Annotated in this window: 20 protein-coding genes; 16 read left to right on the plus strand and 4 right to left on the minus strand. The window is 57.3% G+C overall.

Translation table 11 applies throughout. The annotated features are described in order from the left end of the window. Positions 1–28 precede the first annotated feature (28 nt). The gene (tus, locus tag RVY89_RS09030) at positions 29–958 is read left to right on the plus strand and encodes a DNA replication terminus site-binding protein (protein ID WP_484827591.1); all 930 of its coding nucleotides are present in this window, start codon (positions 29–31) and stop codon (positions 956–958) included. Here tus and fumC read toward each other — a convergent pair whose 3' ends face one another. Next, entirely contained in the window at positions 959–2,353 is a 1,395-nt protein-coding gene (gene fumC / locus RVY89_RS09035; protein WP_484827592.1) for a class II fumarate hydratase, read from the minus strand. A gap of 183 nt (positions 2,354–2,536) precedes the next feature. Further along, on the minus strand, positions 2,537–4,183 hold the full coding sequence (gene fumA, locus RVY89_RS09040; RefSeq protein WP_024909338.1) for a class I fumarate hydratase FumA: 1,647 nt from the start codon (positions 4,181–4,183) through the stop codon (positions 2,537–2,539). 199 nt (positions 4,184–4,382) lie between these two features. On the opposite strand from fumA, the gene manA reads away from it, so the two are divergent. After that, complete coding sequence (manA, locus tag RVY89_RS09045) at positions 4,383–5,558, plus strand: mannose-6-phosphate isomerase (protein ID WP_484827593.1); 1,176 nt, start codon at positions 4,383–4,385, stop codon at positions 5,556–5,558. 99 nt (positions 5,559–5,657) lie between these two features. Next, positions 5,658–7,190 carry a YdgA family protein gene (locus tag RVY89_RS09050; RefSeq protein ID WP_484827594.1) on the plus strand — a complete coding sequence of 511 codons (1,533 nt, stop codon included), beginning with the start codon at positions 5,658–5,660 and terminating at the stop codon, positions 7,188–7,190. A gap of 126 nt (positions 7,191–7,316) precedes the next feature. On the opposite strand, the gene RVY89_RS09055 is transcribed toward RVY89_RS09050, so the two are convergent. Next, positions 7,317–8,345, minus strand: coding sequence for a Mal regulon transcriptional regulator MalI (locus RVY89_RS09055; RefSeq protein ID WP_484827595.1), 1,029 nt, complete (start codon positions 8,343–8,345; stop codon positions 7,317–7,319). Between the two features lie 178 nt (positions 8,346–8,523). On the opposite strand from RVY89_RS09055, the gene malX reads away from it, so the two are divergent. The 3 genes from malX to add all read left to right on the plus strand — a co-directional run bounded on the left by malX (position 8,524) and on the right by add (position 12,435). Next, a complete protein-coding gene (gene malX, locus RVY89_RS09060) occupies positions 8,524–10,116 on the plus strand; it encodes a maltose/glucose-specific PTS transporter subunit IIBC (protein WP_111965675.1) in 1,593 nt (530 codons plus the stop codon). Positions 10,117–10,164: 48 nt separating this feature from the next. Continuing rightward, the gene (locus RVY89_RS09065) at positions 10,165–11,337 is read left to right on the plus strand and encodes a MalY/PatB family protein (protein WP_484827596.1); all 1,173 of its coding nucleotides are present in this window, start codon (positions 10,165–10,167) and stop codon (positions 11,335–11,337) included. Between the two features lie 96 nt (positions 11,338–11,433). After that, positions 11,434–12,435, plus strand: coding sequence for an adenosine deaminase (gene add / locus RVY89_RS09070; RefSeq protein WP_484827597.1), 1,002 nt, complete (start codon positions 11,434–11,436; stop codon positions 12,433–12,435). A 54-nt stretch (positions 12,436–12,489) separates the two neighbouring features. Here the strand turns inward: add and RVY89_RS09075 are convergent, their stop codons facing one another. Further along, positions 12,490–13,530, minus strand: coding sequence for an oxidoreductase (locus tag RVY89_RS09075; RefSeq protein WP_484827598.1), 1,041 nt, complete (start codon positions 13,528–13,530; stop codon positions 12,490–12,492). A 243-nt stretch (positions 13,531–13,773) separates the two neighbouring features. Here RVY89_RS09075 and blr point away from each other — a divergent pair, with 243 nt between their 5' ends. From blr to nth, 10 genes are all read left to right on the plus strand, one after another. Next, positions 13,774–13,899, plus strand: a complete 126-nt coding sequence (gene blr / locus RVY89_RS09080) for a division septum protein Blr (RefSeq protein WP_168112406.1) — start codon at positions 13,774–13,776, stop codon at positions 13,897–13,899. Between the two features lie 231 nt (positions 13,900–14,130). Further along, entirely contained in the window at positions 14,131–14,346 is a 216-nt protein-coding gene (ydgT, locus tag RVY89_RS09085) for a transcription modulator YdgT (protein ID WP_013096896.1), read from the plus strand. Between the two features lie 86 nt (positions 14,347–14,432). Beyond that, positions 14,433–14,873: a DUF2569 domain-containing protein gene (locus RVY89_RS09090; RefSeq protein WP_484827599.1), complete on the plus strand. Its 441-nt coding sequence runs from the start codon at positions 14,433–14,435 to the stop codon at positions 14,871–14,873. 76 nt (positions 14,874–14,949) lie between these two features. Beyond that, on the plus strand, positions 14,950–15,531 hold the full coding sequence (rsxA, locus tag RVY89_RS09095; RefSeq protein ID WP_008500564.1) for an electron transport complex subunit RsxA: 582 nt from the start codon (positions 14,950–14,952) through the stop codon (positions 15,529–15,531). Further along, positions 15,531–16,109, plus strand: a complete 579-nt coding sequence (rsxB, locus tag RVY89_RS09100) for an electron transport complex subunit RsxB (RefSeq protein ID WP_032657710.1) — start codon at positions 15,531–15,533, stop codon at positions 16,107–16,109. Before rsxA ends, rsxB begins: the two co-directional genes overlap by 1 nt. Beyond that, positions 16,102–18,123 (plus strand): electron transport complex subunit RsxC, encoded by a 2,022-nt coding sequence (rsxC, locus tag RVY89_RS09105; RefSeq protein WP_484827600.1) that lies wholly within the window; start codon positions 16,102–16,104, stop codon positions 18,121–18,123. The genes rsxB and rsxC overlap by 8 nt, the downstream gene beginning before the upstream one ends. Continuing rightward, a complete protein-coding gene (rsxD, locus tag RVY89_RS09110) occupies positions 18,124–19,176 on the plus strand; it encodes an electron transport complex subunit RsxD (RefSeq protein ID WP_484827601.1) in 1,053 nt (350 codons plus the stop codon). Positions 19,177–19,186: 10 nt separating this feature from the next. Next, entirely contained in the window at positions 19,187–19,807 is a 621-nt protein-coding gene (rsxG, locus tag RVY89_RS09115; RefSeq protein ID WP_045261492.1) for an electron transport complex subunit RsxG, read from the plus strand. Between the two features lie 2 nt (positions 19,808–19,809). Further along, positions 19,810–20,496 carry an electron transport complex subunit E gene (locus RVY89_RS09120; RefSeq protein ID WP_008500569.1) on the plus strand — a complete coding sequence of 229 codons (687 nt, stop codon included), beginning with the start codon at positions 19,810–19,812 and terminating at the stop codon, positions 20,494–20,496. Further along, complete coding sequence (gene nth, locus RVY89_RS09125; protein ID WP_008500570.1) at positions 20,493–21,128, plus strand: endonuclease III; 636 nt, start codon at positions 20,493–20,495, stop codon at positions 21,126–21,128. Before RVY89_RS09120 ends, nth begins: the two co-directional genes overlap by 4 nt. The last annotated feature ends 447 nt before the right edge of the window (positions 21,129–21,575 follow it).

A 21,575-nucleotide genomic window follows, 5' to 3' on the forward strand; every position in this document is an offset into this window, starting at 1 on the left:
AAGTATGTTGTAACTAATGAGAGTGCTTATGGCAACCTACGATCTTATCGAACGGCTGAACAGCACGTTTCGGGAAATTGAACACGAGCTCCTGACCCTGACAGAACGTTTGCAGACCTGCCGTCTGCTGGCCGCGCGCGTCTTTACCCTGCCCGAGGTGGCCAAAGGGGCCGAGCACGATCCGCTGGACACCATCGACGTGAAGCAGCACATCGGCAAGGCCGCGCTGGAGCTGGCGATGAAACACTATCGCCATCTTTTTATCCAGCAGCAGTCTGAACAGCGCAGCAGCAAGGCAGCCGTGCGGCTGCCCGGCGTGATCTGCCTGCAAACCGATGCGACAACGCGCGAAGCGCTGGAAAGCCAGATTGCCCATATCAACAGCCTGAAAGCGGCCTTTGAAAAGATCGTTACCGAAGAGTCGGGCCTCGCCCCTGCCGCCCGGTTTGAATGGGTGCACCGTCAGCTTCCGGGGCTGATTACCCTGAATGCCTATCGCACGCTGACGGTACTGCGTCACCCCGCCACGCTGCGCTTTGGTTGGGCGAATAAGCACATCATTAAAAACTTCACCCGGGATGAAATTCTCGCGCAGCTGGAAAAAAGCCTGAAGACGCCGCGCACCGTTGCGCCGTGGTCGCGTGAGCAGTGGATTGAGCGCCTGGAGCAGGAGTACCACAGCATCGCCTCGCTACCGGCGGATACGCGCCTCAAGATAAAGCGCCCGGTAAAGGTTCAGCCTATCGCCCGCGTCTGGTATTCCGGTCAGCAAAAACAGGTGCAGTATGCCTGTCCAACGCCGCTGATTGCGCTCTATGATGCCGATCAGGGGGCTATCGTGCCGGATATTGGTGAGTTGCTGAATTATGATGCTGAAAATGTCCAGCACCGTTACCGACCTCAGGCGCAGCCGCTGCAGCTGATTATTCCTCGGCTGCACCTGTACGTGGCGAGTTGATTATTTCAGGCTGCCGACCATCGCCTCAGGGCGCACCCAGGCATCGAACTCCGCCTCCGTCAGATAGCCCAGCGCCAGGGCGGAGGCTTTCAGCGTCAGCCCCTCCTTATGCGCTTTTTTGGCGATCTCGGCGGCTTTGTCGTAGCCAATGTGGGTATTGAGCGCGGTCACCAGCATCAGCGACTCATTTAACAGCTGGCTGATGCGCTCGCGGTTTGGCTCGATCCCCACCGCGCAGTGCTCGTTAAAGCTCTCCATGCCGTCCGCCAGCAGACGAATCGATTGCAGAACGTTGTGGATCACCATCGGGCGATAGACGTTCAGCTCGAAGTTGCCGGACGCGCCGCCCAGGTTGACGGCCACGTCGTTGCCCAGCACCTGACAGCAGAGCATGGTCATGGCTTCACACTGGGTCGGGTTGACTTTACCCGGCATGATGGAGCTGCCCGGCTCGTTTTCCGGAATGCTGATTTCACCGATGCCGCAGCGCGGGCCCGAGGCCAGCCAGCGCACGTCGTTGGCGATTTTCATCAGCGAGGCCGCCAGCCCTTTCAGCGCGCCGTGGGTGTGGACCAGCGCATCGCAGGTCGCCAGCGCTTCGAACTTGTTGGGCGCCGTGACGAACGGCTGCCCGGTGATGTTTGCAAGCTCCTCCGCCACGCGCACCGCATACTCCGGATGGGTGTTTAACCCGGTGCCCACCGCCGTGCCGCCGAGCGCCAGCTCCGCCAGGTGCGGCAGGCTGTTATCAATGTGCTTAAGGTTGTGTTCCAGCATCGCCACCCAGCCGGAAATCTCCTGGCCGAGCGTCAGCGGCGTGGCGTCCTGCAGGTGCGTACGGCCAATTTTGACGATGTCGCGGAAGGCCTGCACCTTCTCGTTGAGCGTAGATTTCAGGACGTTAAGCTGTGGGATAAGCTGTTCGCGAATAGCAATCACCGCCGCCACGTGCATAGCCGTGGGGAAGACGTCGTTAGAACTCTGGCTCTTGTTGACGTCATCGTTCGGATGAACCTTACGCTCCATGCCGCGCACGCCGCCCAGCAGTTCGCTTGCCCGGTTCGCCAGCACTTCGTTCATGTTCATATTGCTTTGGGTGCCGGAACCGGTCTGCCAGATGGCGAGAGGGAATTCGTCGGGATGCTTGCCCGCCAGCACTTCGTCGGCGGCATTAATGATGGCGTTGGCCTTGTCTGCCGCCAGCAGGCCTAAATCCTGGTTCACTTTTGCGGCCGCGCGTTTGGTGAGGGCCAGCGCCTGAATCAGCGAGACGGGCATTTTTTCAGTCGAGATACGGAAATGCTCCAGCGAACGCTGGGTTTGCGCGCCCCATAGCTTGTCGGCAGGGACGTCGATGGCGCCCATCGAGTCTTTCTCATGGCGTACCGTGGTCATTACTTTCTCCTTGATAACAAAAGAGGGATTGCTCACATGCTTAAGGGATAAGTATTGATGACTTCTGAGAAACGTTATGGCGCTTTGTGCGCTCTTTTTGGCGTCGGGTGGCGCTGGCGCTTACCCGACCTACCAGACACGTAGGTCGGGTAAGGCGCAGCCGCCACCCGGAAATTTACAGAATTACTTCACACACGCCGAACACTGGGACGACTGGATCTGCTTGAAGAAGTCGTTGCCTTTGTCATCCACGAGGATAAACGCCGGGAAATCTTCCACTTCAATTTTCCAGATCGCTTCCATGCCCAGTTCCGGGTATTCCACGCACTCCAGGCTCTTGATGCTCCCCTGCGCCAGAACCGCAGCCGGGCCGCCGATGCTGCCGAGGTAGAAACCGCCGTGCTTGTGGCAGGCGTCCGTCACCTGCTGGCTGCGGTTGCCTTTAGCGAGCATGATCATGCTGCCGCCGTTGGCCTGCAGCTGGTCAACGTACGAGTCCATGCGGCCAGCCGTGGTCGGGCCTAACGAGCCGGACGCGTACCCTTCAGGCGTTTTCGCCGGGCCGGCGTAGTAGATCGGATGATCTTTAATGTACTGCGGCAGCCCTTCGCCGTTGTCCAGGCGCTCTTTCAGCTTCGCGTGCGCGATGTCGCGGCCCACGATAATCGTGCCGTTGAGGGAGAGACGGGTCGAAACTGGATACTGAGACAGCTGCGCCAGAATCTCTTTCATCGGACGGTTCAGGTCCACGCGAACCGCTTCGCCCTCGCCCGCTTTGCGCAGCTCTTCCGGAATGTATTTGCCCGGGTTGTTTTCCAGTTTTTCGATCCACACGCCTTCGCGGTTGATCTTGGCCTTGATGTTGCGATCCGCAGAACAGGAGACGCCCATCCCGACCGGACAGGATGCACCGTGACGCGGCAGACGGATCACGCGCACGTCGTGGGCAAAATATTTGCCGCCAAACTGCGCGCCGAGGCCCAGGTTACGCGCTTCTTCCAGCAGCTCCTGCTCAAGCTGCACGTCGCGGAACGCCTGGCCGTGCTCGTTACCTTCGGTAGGCAGGCCGTCATAGTATTTGGTTGAGGCCAGCTTCACGGTTTTCAGCGTGCTTTCCGCCGAGGTACCGCCAATCACAAACGCGATATGGTACGGCGGGCACGCTGCGGTGCCGAGGGTGCGCATCTTCTCAACCAGGTAGTTCTTCAGCTTGCCCGGGGTAAGCAGGGCTTTGGTTTCCTGATAGAGATAGGTTTTGTTGGCCGAACCGCCGCCTTTGGCGATACAGAGGAATTTGTACTCGTCACCGTCGACGCTGTAGAGGTCAATCTGTGCAGGCAGGTTGGTGCCGGTGTTGACCTCTTTGTACATATCCAGCGCCGCGTTTTGCGAGTAGCGCAGGTTATCTTCGGTGTAGGTGTTGTAGACGCCGTGCGCCAGGGCCGCTTCGTCACCGCCGCCGGTCCAGACGCGCTGGCCTTTTTTTCCGACAATGATCGCCGTACCGGTATCCTGACAGGTTGGCAGAATGCCTTTCGCCGCGATATCGGAGTTACGCAGGAACTGCAGGGCAACGTACTTATCGTTTTCGCTGGCTTCCGGGTCGCTCAGAATATCGGCCACCTGCTGCTGATGCGCAGGACGGAGCATAAACGAGGCGTCGTGGAAAGCGTGCTGCGCCAGCAGCGTCAGCGCCTGCGGATCCACCTTGAGGATCTCTTGTCCTTCAAACTCGGAGACGGAGACGTGATCGCGGGTTAACAGGTAATACTCGGTCTGATCCTTACTGAGGGGGAAAGGATCCTGATAATGGAAGGGTTTATTCGACATTGGTCTCTCACTTACTGCTTCGGTCTGTTTATTCAGGGCAGATGTTCCGCTGCCCGGCTTAAAAGCGAGTCAGCTTATCCTACACAATTTTTTAACAAAAACTGAGACTAGTACGACTTTTTACATCCACAGGTTACTTCCATGAGGTTTATTGCTTTAATACCCGGAGTTAATTCCACAATTGAATCAGGGCTTGATAATGCAAAAACTCATTAACTCAGTGCAAAACTACGCCTGGGGAAGTAAAACTGCGTTAACGGATCTCTACGGTATCGCTAACCCAAACAACCTGCCGATGGCAGAACTGTGGATGGGTGCGCACCCGAAGAGCAGCTCAAAAATTGAAGACGCCAGCGGCCAGGTGCGCAGCCTGCGTGACGTAATTGATGCCGATAAATCCGCGCTGCTGGGCGACAAGGTGGCTCAGCGCTTTGGCGAACTGCCGTTCCTGTTTAAGGTGCTGTGCGCCGACCAGCCGCTCTCCATCCAGGTTCACCCGAACAAGAAAGCGTCTGAAATCGGCTTTGCGAAAGAGAACGCGGCGGGTATCCCGCTAGACGCGGCCGAGCGTAACTATAAAGATCCTAACCACAAGCCGGAGCTGGTGTTCGCGCTTACGCCATTCCTGGCGATGAACGCGTTCCGCGAGTTTTCAGAGATTATCTCCCTGCTGCAACCTGTCGCAGGTGCCCATAAAGCTATCGCGCATTTCCTTGAAAACCCGAACGCCGACGCGCTGAGCCAGCTGTTTGCCAGCCTGCTGAATATGCAGGGTGAAGAGAAATCCCACGCGCTGGCGGTGCTGAAAGCCGCTCTGGACAGTCAGCAAGGTGAACCGTGGGAAACCATCCGTCTGATCTCCGAATTCTACCCGGACGACAGCGGCCTGTTCTCACCTCTGCTGCTGAACGTGGTGAAGCTGAACCCGGGCGAAGCGATGTTCCTGTTCGCTGAAACCCCGCACGCCTACCTGCAGGGCGTGGCGCTGGAGGTAATGGCCAACTCCGATAACGTGCTGCGCGCGGGCCTGACGCCGAAATACATCGATATTCCTGAGCTGGTTGCCAACGTGAAGTTTGTGGCGAAACCTGCCGCGGAGCTGCTGACTCAGCCGGTGAAAAACGGCACAGAGCTGGACTTCCCGATTCCGGTTGAAGATTTTGCCTTCTCCCTGCACGACCTGAGCAGCGCCGAAACGTCGGTGGCTCAGGAGAGCGCGGCGATTCTGTTCTGCGTGGAGGGCGAAGCGACGCTGCGCAAAGGCGAACAGCGTCTGGTGCTTAAGCCCGGTGAGTCAGCATTCGTTGCAGCCAATGAGTCTCCGGTCAGCGTAAGCGGCACCGGTCGCCTGGCGCGCGTTTTCAATAAGCTTTAACCACTTACTGAATTTTTTAACAACTCTTGCTAAGCTAGTCTCAGGCTTAATATCTCCAGGCGGTTTTTACCGCCTGGTTTCATTTTAGGGATAGTCGCAATGAAAAAATCGGTCGTAGCGGTTGGAGTGATTGTAGCGTTAGGCGTGGTCTGGACGGGTGCCTCCTGGTTTACCGGGAAACAGCTGGAAGGCCGTCTGGCTGAGATGGTGGCGCAGGCTAACGGAGAGATTAAGCGCAGCGCGCCGGAGGCGGGCCTTGAGCTGAGCTACCAGAACTATCATCGCGGCGTGTTTACCAGCCGTATGCAGCTGGTGGTGAAGCCGGTTACCGGTGCTGAAAACGGCTGGCTGAAACCGGGCCAGAGCGTGGTCCTGGACGAGGTGGTGAGCCACGGCCCGCTGCCGCTGGCGCAGCTGAAGTCCTTTAATCTGATCCCTTCTATGGCGTCCGTTCATACCGTGCTGGTGAATAACGACGTCACCAAACCGCTGTTTGACCTCGCGAAGAATGAATCTCCTTTCGACATTAATACCCGAATTAGCTATGCCGGTGACACAAGTTCCGATATTGCTCTGAAAGCGCTGAACTACGAGAAAGAGAATGAGAAAGTCGCCTTCAGCGGCGGCCACTTCAAACTTGACGCGGACCGCGACGGAAACGTGTTCTCCCTGACGGGTGAAGCGGAAAGTGGCCTAGTCAACGCCGTGAACGAATACAATCAAAAAGTTCAGCTCACCTTCAACAACCTGAAGGCCGACGGCAACAGCCGAATGACCGATTTCCAGGAGCGTATCGGCGATCAAAAACTGTCTCTCGACAAGGTTGCCATTGCGGTTGAAGGAAAAGAGATGGCCGTGCTGGAAGGCATGGACGTCAACGGCAAATCCGACGTTTCCAAAGACGGTAAGAGCATCAACACCCAGCTGGATTACACGCTGAAGAGCCTGAAAGTGCAGAATCAGGATCTGGGCACCGGCAAACTGTCGCTGAAGATCGGCAATATCGACGGCCAGGCGTGGCACGAGTTTAGCCAGAAATACAGCAAAGAGAGCCAGGCGCTGCTGACCGATGCCGCGCTGCAGCAGAACCCTGAGGTATACCAGCAGCAGGCGATGGCGGTGCTGTTCAACAACCTGCCGATCCTGCTGAAAGGCGAGCCGGTAGTAACCGTTGCGCCGCTGAGCTGGAAAAACAGCAAAGGCGAAACCAGCTTCAACCTGTCTCTGTTCCTGAAAGATCCGGCCACCGCCACGGGTGAACCGCAGACGTTGGCGCAGGAAGTGGATCGCAGCGTGAAGTCGCTCGACAGCAAGCTGACCATCCCGATGGATATGGCGACCGAGTTTATGACCCAGATTGCGAAGCTGGAAGGCTACGGCGATGAAGATGCCGGCAAGCTGGCGAACCAGCAGGTGAAAGGTCTGGCGGCCATGGGCCAGATGTTCCGCATCACCAAAGTGGACAACAACACGATTTCCACCAGCCTGCAGTACGCCAACGGCCAGGTCACGCTCAACGGCGACAAAATGCCGCTGGAAGACTTTGTCGGCATGTTTGGTATGCCGACGCTGGGGATGCCGGAACCGGCTGAACCGGCAGCGCCAGCCGAACCGGCGGCGCCGCAGCAGTAAACGTCAAAACCCCTCGCATGAGGGGTTTTTTATTGCCGGGTGGCGCTGACGCTAACCCGGCCTACGGTTCAGAGCCGTTGTAGGCCCGTGCAAGCGTCAGCGCCGCCGGGCGATGTGCAGCGGTGGTTATTTCACCGTCACCAGCCGCGCCGCCACAATCTGGTGCCCGGCCTGGACATCCGTATTGTCGATGCGCTGCATGATCCTGTCCGCCAGGGTGTATCCCATCTCCCGCGCAGGGGTGGTGGCCCAGACGATCGGCAGGTCGTCGAGGGCGTTTTCACCAACGTCGGCGAACGCTCCCAGCGCCACCTGGTGGCCAAAGAAGGTTTCCACCCCGCCCTCGCCGCTTTGACGCCCGGCTCGGATCAGGCCAAACCAGGCGCCCATGGCGATCACATCGTTGTAGCAAATCACGGCGCTGATCGTCGGGCTACTTCGCAGCAGCGCGCCTATCGCTTCCGCCGCCATCTTCTGGCTGGATTCACACTCCACGACCCATTCGCTGTGGAACGGCAGGCCGTATTTAATCAGCGTCGCGCAGTAGCCGCCTACCCGCTCGGCGCGCGTCAGGGACGAGCTTTTCCCACCCAGCCAGGCAATGCGCTGATGCCCGCGACGAATAAGATGCTCGGTCAACATTTGTGCGGCCTGCATGTTATCCGGGCGCAGCGTATCGGCTTCGTCCAGGTAGCTGGCGCGCGAGGCAAACACCAGCGGCACGCCTTTTTCGGCGGCGCGCTCGCACAGCTCGCTGCCCACGCCCGATGCCCCGGCGACGATCACCCCGTCCACCCCCTGGCTCAGCAGCATATCGAGCCGGGAAAGCAGCTGATCGGCCTCACGCCCGCCGTGCAGCAGAAAGACCATCCGTCCCTGCGCTTCAAGCGCTTCGGTTAACCCGGCTGTTAACTCCGCATAGAAAGGTGACGTCAGATCGCGAACAATCAGGCCAATCACCCCGCTTTGCCCACCGCGCAGCGCCGACGCCTGCCGGTTACGCACAAAGCCCAGCTGTTCAACCGCCTCGTTCACCCGCTGGCCGGTCGCAGGAGAGATGCGCCCTTTCCCGCTCAGCACCAGAGAAACGGTGCTGACGGAAACGCCCGCCGCCAGCGCGACATCGTTGATGGTGACTTTTTTCGCTACAGCCATGTGTTGGCGTGACTCCCTGAAAATGAGATCGGTAAAACGTTTTATCAATACGTTATCTTTATACTACCAGTCAAAGCCTGAGAATGTGATTTAGCGCGCACTAAACTTTGATAAAACGTTTTATCTTCTCGCAGCATTGAAGCAGACAAACTGATTTTAACAATAAAGGAGTCGTTTTATGACGGCGAAAGCAGCACAAAAAATATCGCTGTGGGAATTTTTCCAGCAACTGGGTAAAACCTTTATGCTGCCCGTGGCACTCCTCTCGTTCTGCGGGATCATGCTCGGGATCGGCAGCTCGCTAAGCAGTAAAGACGTCATTACGCTGATCCCGTTCCTCGGTACCCCGGTGCTGCAGGCGATCTTTATCTGGATGAGTAAAGTCGGCTCCTTTGCCTTTAGTTTCCTGCCCGTCATGTTCTGTATCGCTATCCCGCTGGGCCTGGCCCGCGAGAACAAAGGCGTCGCGGCGTTTGCCGGTTTTGTGGGCTACGCGGTGATGAACCTGGCGGTTAACTTCTGGCTGACCGCGAAAGGCATTCTGCCGACCACCGACGCTGCCGTGCTGAAGGCCAACAACATTCAGAGCGTAATTGGTATCCAGTCAATTGATACCGGGATCCTCGGGGCGGTGATCGCCGGTGTTATTATCTGGATGCTGCACGAGCGTTTCCACAATATCCGTCTGCCGGATGCCCTGGCCTTCTTCGGCGGTACCCGCTTTGTGCCGATTGTGACCCTGGTGGTCATGGGCCTGTTCGGTTTAATCATTCCGCTGATCTGGCCGGTCTTTGCGCTGGGCATCAACGGCATTGGCCGCATCATCAACGGCGCGGGAGATTTTGGTCCGATGATCTTCGGCACCGGCGAGCGTCTGCTGCTGCCGTTTGGCCTGCAGCACATCCTGGTGGCCCTGATTCGCTTCACCGAAGCGGGCGGTACGATGGAGGTATGCGGTCACGACGTGAGCGGTGCGCTGACCATCTTCCAGGCGCAACTGAGCTGCCCGACCACCCACGGCTTCTCCGAAAGCGCCACCCGCTTCCTGTCTCAGGGTAAAATGCCTGCCTTCCTCGGCGGCCTGCCGGGTGCCGCGCTGGCGATGTACCACTGCGCGCGCCCGGAAAACCGTCATAAAATTAAAGGCCTGCTGATTTCCGGCGTGATCGCCTGCGTTGTGGGCGGTACCACCGAGCCTATCGAATTCCTGTTCCTGTTCGTTGCGCCGGTGCTGTATCTGATTCACGCGGTGCTGACCGGCCTGGGCTTTACCGTGATGGCGGTGCTGGGCGTCACCATCGGCAACACCGACGGCAACGTGATCGACTTCGTGGTGTTCGGGATCCTGCACGGCCTGTCCACCAAGTGGTATCTGGTCCCGGTCGTGGCGGCAATCTGGTTCGTGGTGTACTACGGGATCTTCCGCTTCGCCATCACCCGCTTTAACCTGAAAACGCCTGGCCGCGATACCGATACGGCCACCAGCGTGGAACAGGCGGTTGCCGGTACCGTGGGCAAATCCGGCTATAACACCCCGGCCATTCTTGCGGCGCTGGGCGGTGCGGATAACATCACCTCGCTGGACAACTGCATTACCCGCCTGCGTCTGTCGGTGGCTGATATGTCAAAAGTGGATACCAACGCCCTGAAAGCCAACCGGGCCATCGGCGTGGTACAGTTAAATCAGCACAATTTGCAGGTGGTTATCGGCCCGCAGGTACAGTCGGTGAAAGATGAGCTGGCAACCCTGATGCGAACAGTAGAAGCCTGATGCCTCAGCCCCCTCTCATGAGGGGGTTTTACTTTAAGGATTACCGTCATGTTTGATTTTTCTACCGTCGTGGATCGACACGGCACCTGGTGTACGCAGTGGGACTACGTCGCAGACCGCTTTGGCGCGGCCGACCTGCTGCCCTTCACCATCTCGGATATGGATTTCGCCACCGCTCCCTGCATTACCGACGCGCTGCATCAGCGTATTAATCACGGGGTGTTCGGCTACAGCCGCTGGAAGAACGATGAGTTTCTCGCCGCCGTCGCGCACTGGTACCAGCAGCGCTTTAACAGCCGGATTGAGACCGAATCGATCGTTTATGGCCCTTCCGTTATCTACATGGTGTCAGAGCTGATTCGTCTCTGGTCAAACCCCGGCGACGGCGTAGTGGTACACACCCCGGCATACGATGCGTTTTACAAAGCCATTGAAGGCAATGCGCGTCATGTGGTGCCCGTAGAGATGGAAAAGCAGGCCGCAGGCTGGCAGGGCAATATGGCGGCCCTCGAAGCGGCGCTGGCGAAACCGGAAAACAAAATTTTGCTGCTGTGCAGCCCGCAGAACCCGACCGGCAAGGTCTGGACGCGGGATGAGCTGACGCGCATGGCGGAACTGTGCGCACGCTATGACGTGGCGGTTATCAGCGATGAAATCCATATGGACATGGTGTGGGGAGAGCATCGTCACACGCCGTGGAGCGCCGTGGCGCGGGGCAAATGGGTGCTTCTGACCTCCGGCTCCAAAAGCTTTAACATTCCTGCGCTGACGGGGGCTTACGGCCTGATCGGCGATGAAGAGAGCCGTAACGGCTACCTCTGCGCGTTAAAAGGACGGGACGGACTCTCTTCCCCTTCCGTGCTGGCGCTGACCGCGCATATTGCCGCCTACCAGCAGGGGGAGCCGTGGCTGGATGCCTTACGCCATTATCTCGAAGAGAATTTGTTGTATATCGCTCGCGAATTAAACGGCGCTTTTCCTAATCTGAACTGGCAGCCACCGGAAGCGACCTATCTGGCCTGGATTGACCTGCGTCCGCTGCACATAGACGATCGGGCGCTGCAAAAAGTGCTAATCGAGCAGCAAAAGGTCGCCATCATGCCGGGATATACCTACGGTAAAGAAGGAACAGGTTTTGTACGGCTTAACGCCGGCTGCCCGCGCAGCAAGCTGGAGCAAGGGGTTAAACGCCTCATCGCCGGGATTAACACGCTCCTGTAATCAATTTGCGCAACGGAATATTCCCTTGCGCAAATAGCTTTTTACCCCGTTTTGTTTTTATAATATGGCGCACTTTAACCAGAAAAGAGTGCGACCATGATTGATACACGCCTGCCTTTAACTGATATTCATCGTCACCTTGACGGTAACATTCGTGCCCAAACCATCCTCGATCTTGGCCGCCAGTTCAATTTAACGCTTCCTGCTCAGACCCTTGAGTCCTTGATCCCTCACGTGCAGGTGACCTCTAATGAACCGGACCTGGTGAGCTTCCTGAGCAAACTCGACTGGGGCGTGAAGATGCTGGCGTCGCTGGATGCCTGCCGCCGCGTGGCGTTTGAGAACATAGAAGATGCGGCCCGCAACGGCCTGCATTACGTTGAGCTGCGCTTCTCGCCGGGCTATATGGCGATGACTCACGGCCTGCCCGTAGCGGGCGTGGTGGAAGCCGTCATTGAAGGCGTGCGTGAAGGCTGCAAAACCTTCGACGTTCAGGCCCGCCTGATCGGCATCATGAGCCGTACGTTCGGTGAAGCCGCCTGCCTGCAGGAGCTGGAAGCGCTGCTGGCCCATCGTGATGCCATCACCGCCGTCGACCTCGCCGGTGACGAGCTGGGCTTCCCGGGCAGCCTGTTCCTCTCCCACTTCAACCGCGCGCGCGATGCCGGCTGGCATATTACCGTGCATGCGGGTGAAGCGGCTGGTCCGGAAAGTATCTGGCAGGCCATCCGCGAGCTGGGCGCCGAGCGCATCGGCCACGGCGTGAAGGCGGTCGAAGATCGCGCCCTGGTGGATTTCCTGGCGGAGCAGCGTATCGGGATTGAGTCGTGTCTGACGTCTAACATTCAGACCAGCACCGTAGCAACGCTGGCGCAGCACCCGTTGAAAACGTTCCTTGAACACGGCGTGCTGGCCTCACTGAACACGGACGATCCGGCGGTTCAGGGCGTGGATATCATCCACGAGTACAACATCGCCGCTCCGCAGGCGGGTTTGAGCCGCGAGCAGATCCGTCAGGCACAGATTAACGGGCTGGAAATTGCCTTCCTGACGCCAGCTGAGAAGCAGGCTCTGCGGGATAAGGTGGCAACCGCGTAACCCCTTTGCCGGGTGGCGGCTTCGCCTTACCCGGCCTACAACAACGTCAAAAAATTATGCCAGACAGAGCGTCGCGCGATGTTTGGCAGATTCGATGCCCAGCTCTATCAGCTCCATAATCTGTATCGCCTGGCTGGCCGGAACCGGATTCTCTCCCGTGCCGTTCAGCGCATCGCGGATAGCGGCATAATACGCCGGATAGTTACCCGGTATCGTCAGCAAGGTCTCCTCGACCAGCTCCTCGCCTTCCACCCGCGTGACGACGCCGTCGCGCATATCATAGCCCCAGTCTTCCTGCGGCAGACGCTCACCGTTTTTCAGCCTGTCTTCCTGCGGATCGAGACCAAACTTCACGTAGCTGCCGCGCGTGCCGTGAATAATATAGCGGGCAGATTCTGCAGCCGCGACCATCGTACCGTGCAGCACAATCCGCCGCTGCGGGTAACTGAGCACCGCGTGGAAGTAATCGGTCGTCTGCGCCCCGGGTCTGAGCTGGGCCAGATCGACCGTCATGCTCACCGGCAGACCAAACAGATTGACGGCCTGATCCAGCAGATGCGGGGCTAAATCATACCAGATACCGCTGCCCGGGCCGGCCTGCTCGCGCCAGCGGTTTCGTACCTGCGGACGGAAGCGGTCAAAGTGCGATTCAAAAAAGAGGATCTCCCCTAACGTGCCTTCACTGAGAAGCCTTTTTACCGTCAGAAAGTCGCTGTCCCAGCGGCGGTTATGGAACACCGACAGCAGTCTGCCCAGACTCTTTGCCAGCGCATCCAGCTCGCGAGCCTGGGACAGCGTGACGGTAAACGGCTTATCGACAACCACGTGCTTACCGGCTTCCAGCGCAGCTTTTGCCAGCGGGAAGTGGGTGTCGTTCGGCGTGGGGATAATAATTAAATCAATATTCGGATCGTTGAAAAGATGTTTTGGCTCCGAGACAACCGGCACGGAGGGCCAGTCGGCATGGACTTTAGCGGCATCGCTGCTGGATACCGCAGCCAGGATCATCCCCGGCGTCCCGGCTATCAGAGGCGCATGAAACGTTTTGCTTGCATACCCGTAGCCGATAAGCCCAACGCGAATATTATCACTCATAGTGCCATCCTCTTTTATGACGTTCTTATTTCACACTGGCTAGCCTGGCATCGCCACAGATTAATAATGTGCCATATGACTTAAAATAGCAGGTTGTACGGGTTGTTTTTGTTACATAGTATTAACCTACTGATTTTGTTTAAGGGAACCGTTCCCAAAGCGCTTGCCGTCGGGGAATCGTCGCTGTAACATTTGCACCCTGTATTTATGGATAAAGTACAATTACGAATCATGACGTCAATTATTAATCGAATCATTGAATTAGCGGGATGGATTGTCCTTGGGGTTTCGGTCATTTTGCTGGGCGTTGCCAGCCATATCGATAACTACCAGCCGCCGGAGCCTGTCACAGTCGCCCAACCTAAGTAACCGGTTACTGCAATAAAGAGTGACATAATATGTCAGTTTCGTATTGCCAGCCCTGGTGAACACGGTTAACCTTCTCTTCCAGGCATCGTCTGATGCCTGAATTTCAGCAAAGAAAACTCCTAATTTCGTCGCGTTACCTGAGTGGGCTGTTTACGTCTTTATTAATCCGTTTATTATTCGAACGAATTACCTTAACTGGTATTACTCACTTTTATATGGAAACTTATTAATATGACAGTTCAGGACTATTTATTAAAATTTCGCAAGATCAATTCGCTTGAGAGCCTGGAAAAACTGTTTGACCATCTGAACTACACCCTGTCGGATAATCAGGACATCATTAATATGTATCGCGCCGCTGACCATCGCCGTGCGGAGCTGGTCTCCGGTGGTCGTTTGTTCAACGTCGGCGAAGTGCCTAAGTCCGTATGGCGTTACGTTTTATAAGAAAGTAGCCATCCGCGCGAAATGTTATATACTCTCCGCCCTGCCAACTGGCTGTACAACATTTCGCGCAGATTATGGGAGAGTTCATGACCGCAACGCCTGGAGAACGCATCGGAGGCTGGTTAATCGCCCCACTGGCATGGCTGCTGGTTGCCTTATTAAGCGCATCACTTGCGCTGCTGCTGTATACCACCGCACTGATTACCCCTCACGCCATCCAGACCCTGATGTCGCAAAGCGTGCTTAATATTGCTTTGTGGTTTGTGTCGTTCGTTTTCGCGATCGCGATGTGGTACTACACGCTATGGCTGACCATCGCCTTCTTTAAGCGCCGCAAGAGTGTGCCAAAACATTACATCATCTGGCTGCTGGTTTCGGTCCTGCTGGCGGTGAAGGCATTTGCTTTTTCGCCCGTTTCAGACGCGCTGGCCGTTCGTCAGCTGCTTTTCCCGTTGCTGGCCGCGGCGCTGCTGGTGCCCTACTTCAAGCGTTCGACGCGGGTGAAAAACACCTTCGTGAACCCGTAATAACCCTACAGATAACCTGTTGTCGCCTGCGTGTGTTTGTCCGATAATAGGCGGCTTTTTTATTTCAGGCTAAATAATGACCGATTACTTACTGCTCTTTGTCGGCACCGTGCTGGTTAACAACTTCGTTCTGGTGAAGTTCCTTGGCCTGTGTCCGTTTATGGGCGTTTCCAAAAAGCTGGAAACGGCAATGGGCATGGGGCTGGCGACGACCTTCGTCATGACGCTGGCGTCCATCTGCGCGTGGTGGATTGATACCTGGATCCTCATTCCGCTGGGGTTAACCTATCTCCGTACGCTGGCCTTTATTCTGGTTATCGCGGTGGTGGTGCAATTTACCGAAATGGTGGTGCGCAAAACCAGCCCGGCGCTCTATCGCCTGCTGGGTATCTTCCTGCCGCTGATCACCACCAATTGCGCCGTTCTCGGCGTGGCGCTGCTGAACATCAACCTTGGCCATAACTTTATGCAGTCGGCGCTGTATGGTTTTTCTGCGGCCGTCGGTTTCTCGCTGGTCATGGTGCTGTTTGCCTCTATTCGCGAGCGCCTCGCAGCAGCAGATATCCCTGCGCCCTTCCGCGGTAACGCGATTGCGCTGGTGACCGCAGGTTTAATGTCTCTGGCCTTTATGGGCTTTAGTGGTCTGGTGAAGTTGTAATGAATGCTATCTGGATTGCCATCGCCTCTATCAGCGTTCTGGGGTTGGTGTTTGGCCTTATCCTGGGCTACGCCTCCCGCCGTTTCGCGGTAGAGGACGATCCCGTTGTAGAGAAAATTGATGAGCTTTTGCCGCAAAGCCAGTGCGGGCAGTGCGGCTACCCGGGCTGTCGTCCCTATGCCGAAGCGGTAGGGATTCAGGGTGAAAAAATTAACCGCTGTGCGCCCGGTGGCGAAGCGGTGATGCTGAAAATCGCGACCCTGCTTAACGTTGACCCGCAGCCCGTTGACGGCGACGCGGACGTGCAGGAGCCGGTCCGTGCCCTGGCCGTGATCGACGAGGCCAACTGCATCGGCTGCACCAAATGTATTCAGGCCTGCCCGGTTGACGCCATTGTCGGCGCGACCCGCGCCATGCACACAGTCGTGGCGGACCTCTGCACCGGCTGTAACCTCTGCGTGGCCCCCTGCCCGACGCAATGTATCGAGCTGCGCCCGGTTGAAACGACTACCGAAAGCTGGAAGTGGGATCTTCAAACCATTCCGGTTCGCAATATTCCTGTGGAACAACATGCTTAAGTTATTTTCTGCTTTCAGAAAAGAGAAGATCTGGGACTTTGACGGCGGTATTCATCCACCGGAGATGAAAACCCAGTCTAACGGCACGCCGCTGCGTCAAATTCCGCTGGCCACCCGTTTCGTTATGCCGCTCAAGCAGCACATCGGCGCTGAGGGTGAGCTGTGCGTAAAAGAAGGCGATACGGTTCTTCGCGGCCAGCCGCTGACCTTTGGTCGCGGACGCATGCTGCCGGTGCACGCGCCAACCTCCGGTAAAGTGGTCGCCATTGCCCCGCATACGGTGGCTCACCCGTCCGCGCTCTCAGAGCTGAGCGTGATTATTGAAGCCGACGGCGAAGACCGCTGGATTGACCTTGACGGCTGGAGCGATTACCGCACCCACAGCCGCGAAGCGCTTATCGAGCGAATTCATCAGTTCGGCGTCGCCGGGCTGGGAGGCGCGGGCTTCCCGACCGGCGTCAAGCTGCGCGGCGGTGGCGATAATATTCAGACGTTGATTATCAACGCCGCCGAGTGCGAGCCGTACATCACCGCCGACGATCGTCTGATGCAGGACTGTGCAGCGCAGGTGGTGGAAGGCATCCGCATCCTTGCCCACATTCTGCAGCCGCGGGAAGTGCTGATCGGTATCGAAGACAATAAACCGCAGGCTATTTCAATGCTGCGCGCCGTGCTGGCGGGCAGTCACGATATTAGCCTGCGCGTTATCCCGACCAAGTACCCTTCTGGCGGCGCAAAACAGCTGACGCAAATTCTCACCGGCAAGCAGGTCCCGCACGGCGGACGCTCTTCGGATATCGGCGTGCTGATGCAAAACGTCGGCACCGCGTATGCAGTGAAGCGCGCGGTGATTGACGGCGAACCGTTAACCGAGCGCGTTGTGACGCTGACCGGGGAATCAATTTCTCGTCCAGGCAACGTCTGGGCGCGTCTGGGTACGCCGGTGCGCCATCTGCTGGAACAGGCTGATTTTTGCCCGGGCAGCGACCAGATGGTAATCATGGGCGGCCCGCTAATGGGCTTTACCCTGCCGTGGCTCGATGTGCCGGTGGTCAAAATCACCAACTGTCTGCTCGCGCCTTCTCCGACCGAGATGGGCGAAGAGCAGGAAGAGAAAGGCTGCATCCGCTGCAGCGCCTGTGCCGACGCCTGCCCGGCGGATCTGCTTCCGCAGCAGCTGTACTGGTACAGCAAAGGCCAGCTGCACGACAAGGCGAAAGCCCATAACCTGGCCGACTGCATCGAATGCGGCGCCTGCGCCTGGGTCTGCCCAAGCAACATCCCGTTGGTGCAATATTTCCGCCAGGAGAAGGCTGAGATCTATGCCATCTCCATGGAAGAAAAACGCGCTGCGGAAGCCAAAGCGCGCTTCGAAGCGCGCCAGGCGCGACTGGAACGTGAAAAAATCGCCCGTCAGGAACGCCATAAGCAGGCCGCCGTTCAGCCTGCCGAAAAAGATCAGGATGCGATTAACGCCGCTCTGGCGCGCGTTCGCGAGAAAAAAGCGACCGCAGCACAGCCTGTGGTGATCCCGGCGGGTGAGAAACCTGATAACAGCGAAGCCATCGCCGCGCGTGAGGCTCGTAAGGCCGCAGCGCGCGCCCGTCAGGCTGAAAAAGCGCAAACGGTCCAGGCAGAAGCGGAGATCGACCCGCGTAAAGCCGCCGTTGAGGCGGCAATTGCCCGGGCCAAAGCCCGCAAAGCCGGTGAGCAAAGCGTGGTCGTCGAGCAGGATGCGGTCGACCCGCGTAAAGCAGCTGTCGAAGCGGCGATTGCCCGCGCAAAAGCCCGTAAAGCAGCGCAGCAGACCCCTGCGGCAGAACCCGAAGCACCGGTCGACCCGCGTAAAGCGGCCGTCGAAGCGGCGATTGCCCGTGCTAAAGCCCGTAAAGCGGCGCAGCAGGAAGAGCAACCTCAGGCCGCCAACGATGACCCGCGCAAAGCCGCCGTCGCCGCCGCCATTGCGCGCGTTCAGGCAAAGAAAGCCGCACAGCAAGCAGTTAACGAGGATTAAATGGTTTTCAGAATCGCAAGCTCCCCTTACACCCACAATCAGCGCCAGACATCGCGCATTATGATGCTGGTCTGCCTGGCGGCGCTGCCGGGCATTGCCGTTCAGTGCTGGTTTTTCGGCTGGGGAACCCTGTTCCAGATAATCCTGGGCTGTGCCAGCGCCCTGGCGGCGGAAGCCCTTGTGCTTAAGCTGCGCAAGGCGGCTGTCTCCCGCATTCTTGCCGATAATTCCGCGCTGCTCACCGGCCTGCTGCTGGCGATCAGTATCCCACCGTTTGCCCCATGGTGGATGGTGATCCTCGGCACCGTGTTTGCCGTGATCATTGCCAAACAGCTGTATGGTGGACTGGGCCATAACCCGTTCAACCCGGCGATGATTGGCTACGTGGTTCTGCTGATCTCCTTCCCGGTGCAGATGACCAGCTGGCTGCCGCCGCACGAGATTGCGGCCACGGTTCCGGGCTTCATGGATGCCCTGCACGTTATCTTTACCGGCCATACGGCGCTCGGCGCCGATATGAACGCGCTGCGCATGGGCGTGGACGGTATCAGCCAGGCAACGCCGCTCGATACCTTTAAAACATCCCTGCATGCCGGGCACAGCGTTGAGCAGATCATGAAATCCGCGATCTACAGCGGCATGCTGGCGGGGGCCGGCTGGCAGTGGGTCAACCTGGCGTATCTGCTGGGCGGCCTGTTCCTGCTGCAGCAGAAAGCCATTCGCTGGCATATTCCGGTCAGCTTCCTCGTGACGCTGGCGGTTTGCGCCACGCTGGGATGGGTCTTCTCTCCTGAATCACTGGCCAGCCCGCAGATGCACCTGCTCTCCGGCGCGACCATGCTGGGTGCTTTCTTTATCCTGACGGATCCGGTGACGGCCTCAACGACTAACCGCGGACGCCTGATCTTCGGCGCGCTGGCCGGCCTGCTGGTTTGGCTCATCCGCAGCTTTGGCGGCTACCCGGACGGCGTGGCCTTTGCCGTCCTGCTCGCCAACATTACCGTTCCGCTCATCGACTATTACACGCGTCCACGCGTGTACGGCCATCGCTAAGGGTTTTGCCATGTTAAAAACGATGCAAAAACACGGCGTCACGCTGGCTGTCTTCGCCGCGGTGCTGACAGGGCTGACGGCGCTGGTTAATGCGCTGACCAAAACGACTATCGAAGAACAGGCCTCGAAGCAGCAAAAGGCGCTGTTCGATCAGGTGATCCCGTCCGATTTCTACGATAATGACCTGCAAAAAAGCTGCTTTGTGGTAGACGCGCCGCAGCTTGGGAAAGGCCCACACCGCCTCTTTATCGCCCGCAAAGGGGATAAACCGGTCGGCGCGGTTATGGAAGCGACGGCGCCCGACGGCTATTCCGGCGCCATTCAGCTGCTCGTGGGCAGCGATTTCTCCGGCACCATACTGGGCACTCGCGTAACGGAACACCATGAAACGCCGGGTCTTGGCGATAAAATTGAAACCCGTCTGAGCGACTGGATTTTGCACTTTGCCGGTAAAGTGATCCATGGTGAAGATGACACCGCGTTTGCGGTGAAGAAAGATGGCGGCGAGTTCGACCAGTTCACCGGCGCGACCATCACGCCGCGCGCCGTGGTGAACGCCGTAAAACGAGCCGGGCTGTATGCTGAAACGCTGCCCGCGCAAATCAACAATCTTCCGGCCTGTGAGGAGTAATCATGAGCCAGGTTAAAGAGGTTATTGTCCAGGGGTTGTGGAAAAACAACTCCGCGCTGGTTCAGCTTCTGGGCATGTGCCCACTGCTGGCGGTAACGTCCACCGCCACCAACGCGCTCGGTCTGGGTCTGGCAACCACGCTGGTATTGACCCTGACCAACCTCTCCATCTCTGCCCTGCGCCGCTGGACGCCGTCGGAAATTCGTATTCCGATTTACGTCATGATCATTGCGTCGGTGGTCAGTATTGTTCAGATGCTGATTAACGCATACGCGTTCGGTCTGTACCAGTCGCTTGGGATCTTCATTCCTCTTATCGTCACCAACTGTATCGTGGTCGGGCGTGCGGAAGCCTTCGCGGTTAAAAACAGTCCGGCCATGTCGGCGCTGGATGGTTTTTCCATTGGCATGGGCGCCACGTGCGCCATGTTCGTGCTGGGATCCCTGCGTGAAATCCTCGGCAACGGCACGCTGTTTGACGGCGCAGATGCGCTGCTGGGCGGCTGGGCCAAAGCGCTGCGCATTGAAGTGTTCCACACCGATACGCCATTCCTGCTGGCGATGCTGCCGCCCGGTGCGTTTATTGGCCTTGGCATGATGCTGGCGATAAAATACCTGATTGATGAGAAACGTAAGCGCCGCGCGGCTGAGCGCAGCGTTCTGGAAGGGACACCCGAGAAGGCCTCATGAATAAAGAAAAGCGCATTGCGATCCTGACCCGTCTGCGGGACGAGAACCCGCACCCGACGACGGAGCTGAATTTTACCTCCCCGTTTGAGCTGCTGATCGCGGTGTTGCTCTCTGCACAGGCTACCGACGTGAGCGTCAATAAAGCCACTGCCCTGCTCTATCCGGTCGCCAATACGCCGAAAGCCATGCTGGAGCTGGGCGTGGAAGGCGTGAAGTCGTATATCAAAACCATCGGCCTGTTTAACAGTAAAGCCGAAAATGTCATTAAGACCTGCCGGATCCTGCTGGAACAGCACGGAGGCGAAGTGCCGGAAGACCGCGCTGCGCTGGAAGCTTTACCGGGCGTAGGTCGTAAAACTGCGAACGTGGTGCTCAATACCGCGTTTGGCTGGCCCACTATCGCCGTAGATACGCATATATTTCGCGTGTCTAACCGGACCAACTTCGCGCCGGGGAAAAATGTTGAGCAGGTCGAAGAGAAGCTGCTCAAAGTGGTTCCGGCTGAATTTAAGGTTGATTGCCACCACTGGTTGATTCTGCACGGCCGTTATACCTGCATTGCCCGTAAGCCTCGCTGTGGCTCCTGCATTATTGAAGATCTCTGCGAATACAAAGAAAAAGTCTATCCCTGATTATCCAATCCCTTACCAAAAGAAGGGCAATCGAGCGCTCTTCTTTTGGCCGTTATTTGTCCGCCATTCCCTTCCATTAACCTGTCACTTGTTCGGTCGTTTAACGCTCAAACAGGTTAATACTTTTTTCATAGCCGAAAATTTCTATACATCTGTGATCGCGATCACTCTGATAACTTCATGTTGTTTTTTTGTTGTCAAAATCGAACTAAAGCCTTTGTCTGACAAGACACTCTTCTTTTTTTACCGACGATAAGACCATCTATTTTTCAGAATATGGGCTATATCACTGCCATAGACGGCAAATAGCAGAACATATCGCCAAACACCGGTCATGACGGGTCTCTGCCAGTCGAAAAAACTACCTTTGCACATCGTATAAAATTTAACGCTGAATAACATTTGCGTGAACCGACGATTATACCACTCCAGATATATGTAACAGAT

This window comes from Enterobacter sp. 3U4 (assembly GCF_057224565.1).

Excerpts from the sequence above, each read along its gene's own strand:
- tus (WP_484827591.1), top strand. The coding sequence starts at position 29 with ATGGCAACCTACGATCTTATCGAACGGCTGAACAGCACGTTTCGGGAA.
- fumC (WP_484827592.1), bottom strand. The coding sequence starts at position 2,353 with ATGACCACGGTACGCCATGAGAAAGACTCGATGGGCGCCATCGACGTC.
- fumA (WP_024909338.1), bottom strand. The coding sequence starts at position 4,183 with ATGTCGAATAAACCCTTCCATTATCAGGATCCTTTCCCCCTCAGTAAG.
- manA (WP_484827593.1), top strand. The coding sequence starts at position 4,383 with ATGCAAAAACTCATTAACTCAGTGCAAAACTACGCCTGGGGAAGTAAA.
- RVY89_RS09050 (WP_484827594.1), top strand. The coding sequence starts at position 5,658 with ATGAAAAAATCGGTCGTAGCGGTTGGAGTGATTGTAGCGTTAGGCGTG.
- RVY89_RS09055 (WP_484827595.1), bottom strand. The coding sequence starts at position 8,345 with ATGGCTGTAGCGAAAAAAGTCACCATCAACGATGTCGCGCTGGCGGCG.
- malX (WP_111965675.1), top strand. The coding sequence starts at position 8,524 with ATGACGGCGAAAGCAGCACAAAAAATATCGCTGTGGGAATTTTTCCAG.
- RVY89_RS09065 (WP_484827596.1), top strand. The coding sequence starts at position 10,165 with ATGTTTGATTTTTCTACCGTCGTGGATCGACACGGCACCTGGTGTACG.
- add (WP_484827597.1), top strand. The coding sequence starts at position 11,434 with ATGATTGATACACGCCTGCCTTTAACTGATATTCATCGTCACCTTGAC.
- RVY89_RS09075 (WP_484827598.1), bottom strand. The coding sequence starts at position 13,530 with ATGAGTGATAATATTCGCGTTGGGCTTATCGGCTACGGGTATGCAAGC.
- ydgT (WP_013096896.1), top strand. The coding sequence starts at position 14,131 with ATGACAGTTCAGGACTATTTATTAAAATTTCGCAAGATCAATTCGCTT.
- RVY89_RS09090 (WP_484827599.1), top strand. The coding sequence starts at position 14,433 with ATGACCGCAACGCCTGGAGAACGCATCGGAGGCTGGTTAATCGCCCCA.
- rsxA (WP_008500564.1), top strand. The coding sequence starts at position 14,950 with ATGACCGATTACTTACTGCTCTTTGTCGGCACCGTGCTGGTTAACAAC.
- rsxB (WP_032657710.1), top strand. The coding sequence starts at position 15,531 with ATGAATGCTATCTGGATTGCCATCGCCTCTATCAGCGTTCTGGGGTTG.
- rsxC (WP_484827600.1), top strand. The coding sequence starts at position 16,102 with ATGCTTAAGTTATTTTCTGCTTTCAGAAAAGAGAAGATCTGGGACTTT.
- rsxD (WP_484827601.1), top strand. The coding sequence starts at position 18,124 with ATGGTTTTCAGAATCGCAAGCTCCCCTTACACCCACAATCAGCGCCAG.
- rsxG (WP_045261492.1), top strand. The coding sequence starts at position 19,187 with ATGTTAAAAACGATGCAAAAACACGGCGTCACGCTGGCTGTCTTCGCC.
- RVY89_RS09120 (WP_008500569.1), top strand. The coding sequence starts at position 19,810 with ATGAGCCAGGTTAAAGAGGTTATTGTCCAGGGGTTGTGGAAAAACAAC.
- nth (WP_008500570.1), top strand. The coding sequence starts at position 20,493 with ATGAATAAAGAAAAGCGCATTGCGATCCTGACCCGTCTGCGGGACGAG.